This is a genomic window from Methanospirillum sp., assembly GCF_035406105.1.
Lineage (GTDB): Archaea > Halobacteriota > Methanomicrobia > Methanomicrobiales > Methanospirillaceae > Methanospirillum.
This window is the reverse complement of sequence record NZ_DAONKG010000237.1, coordinates 1-3426: the sequence shown is the minus strand read 5'-3', so window position 1 is coordinate 3426 and position 3426 is coordinate 1. Positions and strand designations below refer to the sequence as shown.

At 51.3% G+C, this 3426-nt stretch carries 4 protein-coding genes; all 4 read left to right on the top strand.

Going from position 1 to position 3426, the window contains the following annotated elements; genetic code table 11:
- The coding region (locus tag PLA23_RS11690; protein ID WP_324475292.1) for a hypothetical protein at positions 1-279 on the top strand (279 nt) is incomplete at its 5' end.
- Positions 280-321: 42 nt separating this feature from the next.
- Positions 322-1866: a PKD domain-containing protein gene (locus tag PLA23_RS11685; protein ID WP_324475291.1), complete on the top strand. Its 1545-nt coding sequence runs from the start codon at positions 322-324 to the stop codon at positions 1864-1866.
- 72 nt (positions 1867-1938) lie between these two features.
- Positions 1939-2919 (top strand): hypothetical protein, encoded by a 981-nt coding sequence (locus PLA23_RS11680; RefSeq protein ID WP_324327906.1) that lies wholly within the window; start codon positions 1939-1941, stop codon positions 2917-2919.
- A 3-nt stretch (positions 2920-2922) separates the two neighbouring features.
- Positions 2923-3426, top strand: a 504-nt coding sequence (locus PLA23_RS11675) for a methanogenesis marker 8 protein (RefSeq protein ID WP_324475290.1), incomplete at its 3' end; no start/stop codon positions are given.

Here is a 3426-nt window from a genome sequence, read left to right as displayed (position 1 = left end):
GATCAGGAGTATGAAACCGGGTGGCTGACAAATATCAATATTAACCAGTATGAGCAGATTGCAACGGCCGATATCACCATCAGGATTATTGCCCGCGAACCTGGTCTGAAAGGACTTGTCAACGGAATACCTGCAATTGCGGCACAGCCAGGCCAGATGGTGACTCTGCATAATGTCGGGGTGGATTCAACCGGCAAATTCCTCTTCAGCATACAGGACGGTGCAGGATTTTCCTTCAGGGGTGGCATTGAATCGTACGAGGTTACCAATCCCTTTTGAATATTTTTAAACCGGCGAATAATGCATGTATACAGGTATTCTATGCGGGGGTGCAGACAGGTGAGGAACCGGAATGGTGTGGCAATGAAAAAAGAACACGCAATGACACAGATACAGACGATTGTGATCCTGACCGTGGTCATGGTTGTACTGTTTCTTCTTGGTGTGATTCTGGTTATCTGGAATCCTATTCCTGAACGGATTCCACAGGCTACGATTAGTATTGAAGGCGAAGGCGATTCCATCGTAATGCAGCATGTCAATGGTGATTCATTCCCATCAGATCGGCTCATTGTCAAGGTGAACGGGGATGTCCAGCCAAACTCGAATATGAATTTTCAGGGAGGGACCTGGCCATGGTCACCGGGGGAACGGATTCAGTTTTACTATCCGTCTCCTGATGCTCCGCGTCTTGTTGAGGTGATGTACGTGACTGATAAGGGAGAGAGTATCCTGATTGACAAGGCACGACTTGAGCCCCCGCCGGTAATATCTGCAACGCCACTGCCGGTTGAGATGGTCCTGCCGGTTACTCCGACGCCGCTCCCGACCAATATCCCGGTCAGTCTGAAGGATGCAAATCCATTCCAGCCTCCCGTCAGTGACTTTACTGCTGAACCCAGGGTTGGAGACCCGCCCCTGACGGTAACGTTCCATGACCTGAGCTATGGGCAGGTATCAGAATATCTCTGGAGCTTTGGGGATGGATCAACCTCAACGCTCCAAAACCCGGTTCATACATACTTTGTCCCCGGATCATACACGGTGAGCCTCCTGGTGAGCAACGCCTACGGGTCAAACCGTAGAACTGCCGCGGACTTTATTGTGATCGGGTCACCACCGGTCGCAAAGTTCCTTGCCGAACCATCAGGCGGCCAGGCACCACTTACCGTACAGTTTACTGATCTCTCCACCGGCAACCCGAAGAGCTGGGAGTGGTCGTTTGGTGACGGGACCCAGTCGTTTGAGAAGAACCCGGTGCATATCTTCCAGCAGGCAGGTCAGTATAATGTTACACTCAGGGTCACCAATGCCTACGGAACCGGCAAATACTCCCATGAGACCGGTATTAATGTCACAGCTCCGACAAAGATGGATGTATATCTGACCGGCAGTGTGAACGGGGCCCTGGTTCCGGATGGGTATGTCAGGCTCAGGGTGACAGATCCGGCAAGTTCCATGAAGATTGCAGGGAAGATCTATACCTTTGAACCAGGAGATCTGATCCAGCTCATTTATGGATCCGGATCCTCTGACGGGACCATATCTACCGATAAGAACCGGTTTACGGCATTCAATTTCAATGATATCACGTTGGTAAAGAACGGTGAGACCTTGGCCCGGGGTCCGGTCAACAGTTTCTCAATCGGCGGGTTTGACAGTTACTCCTCAACCCTGAACATTACGATTCCACGAGGAGATCCCTATACGACCCTTTACATCAACTCTGAACCGTACAAATATGTTGAAAGTCCAAAATTCACCTTCTCAGGAATCGGGCCGGACAGTGCCGGCAGGTTCTTCTACCAGAAATCAGCCCAGAGTATGAACTTCCAGGGAGGGATTACTGAGATGACCATCGGGTGATCAAGGGGCAGCCGGTGGCCGGGGGATCGGTAACCTTTCATTCTTGGCATACGATACCATAGGCACACACCTATGTCAGATCCCCGACAATTATTTTCATTCCTCATCATCCTTCTTTCTGTGCTGTTCGTATATCCGTGCCTTGCTCATGCAGATACGGTTCTGTATGAAACAGATTTTACGGATGCAACCGGCTGGGAGACAAACAGTCTTTCATCATTTTATCCTGACAACCAGACCGGCAGGTACCATTACCAGATAACAGGGGGGACTGGATCCTATGCGTATTATCCACTGTCTGCACCATGTACCGGCCCCTTTACCCTCGAATTTGACGTTCTGCCGGTTCTGACCGAAGAGCAGAGTTCATTCCGGTTTGGACTGGGAACAGAAGGGTATGACAGCCAGAAAGGCCCGCTTGTCCTTGCAGAACTGAATAACCAGAACGGTGAACATGCATTTTCCCTTATTGCCATCTCAAAAGAGAATCTTCGTTCACAGACGTTCTCAATTCCTGGAAAGGCAAATTACAGCGGTAAAACAGTCAGATTTACGGATGGAGAGGGGTATCATATCAGGATTACCTGGTATCCGGTTGAAAAACGCGTCAGCATGACTGTTACAAAGCCTGGTAATAACACCCCGCTCTTTAGTCATTTTGTGACGGTAACCGGGAAGATGGAAGAGTTTACCCATCTCTTCTTGACCTCGGTCGGCGAAGGACAGAACGGGAGAAAGGCTGAGGGATTTATAGATAATATCAGCCTGAAATCGCTCAGTACAGTGCCCGCAACACCCGAGCCGACGATATCCTCACAAGAACCGACTCCGACGCCGACACTGGTGACGAGTGATACCGCAGTCCCCGTGTCAGGCGACAGTACCTGGTCAGGAGAGACCGGTGATCAGGTGCAAGGAGAAGATATGACACCCCTTCCAAAACGAACCCCCCTTCCCGCCCCGCCGACCCCGATCCCTACTGAAAAATCAGGACCGGCACCCCTCATTATCCTTCTGGGTCTTGGATTTGTGATCGTTCTTTTCAGGAGATAAACCATGGATGAACATGTACTCGAAGCAGCCGGACGATGCAGAGTTGTCGTCAGGGATGGCAGAGTCGTAGAGGTAGGAAAACCCGTTATTCGTGAATGCCCGCTCGCCCGCCGGTTTGCATGCCCGGTTACGGAGATGACACCACAGGCCATTACAAAGAATATTCAGAACCGGATAGACTCGTTTGGTATGTGTACCCCCGGCCGGGAACTGATATCAGATGAGGTATTTGTCGGGTTTGGTGCATCCGAGATCATCAGTTCGGCTCTGAAAAGCCGGTATATCGACGCTGCCGTCATCGCCTGTGACGGGGCGGGCACGGTTGTTGTCACCCGGTCTGCTATGGCACAAGGAATTGGGGGCAGAATGTCAGGCCTTGTGAGTACCACCCCCATCCCGGATGTTATCCGAAGAATTGAGGAGGAGGGTGGGATTGTTGCAGATCCGGAACATGCATCACTCGATCCCCTGACCGGGGTGCATGCAGCGAGAAAGGCCGGACACGAA